This is a genomic window from Geomonas sp., assembly GCF_056994735.1.
This window is the reverse complement of the sequence record NZ_JBXKJL010000029.1, coordinates 1-1,530: the sequence shown is the minus strand read 5'-3', so window position 1 is coordinate 1,530 and position 1,530 is coordinate 1. Positions and strand designations below refer to the sequence as shown.

Here is a 1,530-nt window from a genome sequence, read left to right as displayed (position 1 = left end):
AACTTTTCTTCTACAGTTGCGCCTCGGTTTTTGACGTAAGTCCTTTGCTGATGGACCGAGAATCGTCTCGGGGTGGCAAACATAGTGCCACGCTACACCGGTTTTTCCCCTTGAATCACCGCATTTCAGCCGTATGATCATGGTGACCCAGTCACGAGGGACGCCATGTTCTTCCGAACCAAGACTTCCGGATCACGTTCCTACCTCCAGATCGTCGAGAACCGCTGGGAAGACGGGCGACCCCGCCAGCGGGTCCTCGCCACCCTGGGACGACTCGATCATCTGCAACAGAGTGGCCAGCTCGATGCCCTCCTTGTCTCGGGGGCACGCCTGGCCCAGTCCGTTCTCCTGCTCTCGGCTCACGCCAAGGGACAACTCCCGACCATCACCACACGACGCATCGGACCTGCACTGATCTTCCGGCGGCTCTGGCAACAGACGGGGTGCCAGCGGGTCATCGAGGGACTCCTCGACGGGCGCCGCTTCGAGTTCGATGTCGAGCGGGCCATCTTCCTCACCGTCCTCCATCGCCTGTTCGACCCCGGCAGCGATCGGGCCGCCGACACGTGGAGAACCGACTACCAGATCGAGGGGTGCGACGCCCTGCAACTGCATCACCTCTACCGGGCCATGGCCTGGCTCGGCGAGGAGTTGCCCCAGGACCAGCAGGCGGGCAAGACACCATTCGCCCCGCGCTGCATCAAGGATCGGATCGAGGAGGAGGTATTCGCCCACCGCCGTGACCTCTTCACCGACCTGCATCTGGTCTTCTTCGACACCACCTCGATCTACTTCGAGGGGGAGGGCGGCCAGGACATTGGCCAGCGGGGCTTCAGCAAGGATCATCGGCCCGACCTCTACCAGATGGTCGTCGGGGCTGTGCTCGATGGACAAGGGCGTCCGATCTGCTGCGAACTGTGGCCCGGCAACACCACCGACGTGACGACGCTGATCCCCGTGGTCGATCGCCTGCGGAGTCGCTTCGGGGTCCGGCGGGTCTGCATCGTGGCCGATCGGGGCATGATCAGCCAGGAGACGATCACAGCGTTGGAGCAGGACGAGCGGGGCTGGCAGTACATCCTGGGTGCCCGGATGCGGTCGCAGAACGAGGTAAAAGATGAGGTGCTGTCCCGAGCCGGTCGCTACAGGGTGGTGCATCCGCCACGAGTCAAGAGCGACGATCCCTCACCCTTGAAGGTGAAGGAGGTGTGGGTGGGCGAGCGCCGCTACGTCGTCTGCCTGAACGAGGATGAGGCCCGCAAGGATGCCGCCGATCGGGAAGCGATCGTGGCGGCGTTGCGGGAGCAACTCCACAGTGGGGACAAGTCGCTGGTCGGTAACAAGGGCTACCGCCGCTACCTGAGCGGTGGTGACTCCCCCGGCTTCGGGATCGATGAGGCGAAGGTCGCCGAGGACGCCCGCTACGACGGCAAGTGGGTGCTCCGCACGAACACCGAGCTGGACTCGGCCGACGTGGCGTTACAGTACAAGCAACTCTGGATGGTGGAGCAGTGGTTCCGGTCGTGCAAG

At 63.6% G+C, this 1,530-nt stretch carries 1 protein-coding gene; it reads left to right on the top strand.

Translation table 11 applies throughout. The features are described 5' to 3' along the window. Positions 1-165 precede the first annotated feature (165 nt). A partial coding sequence (locus tag AC11W3_RS01185; RefSeq protein WP_484092354.1) for an IS1634 family transposase occupies positions 166-1,530 on the top strand: 1,365 nt, incomplete at its 3' end.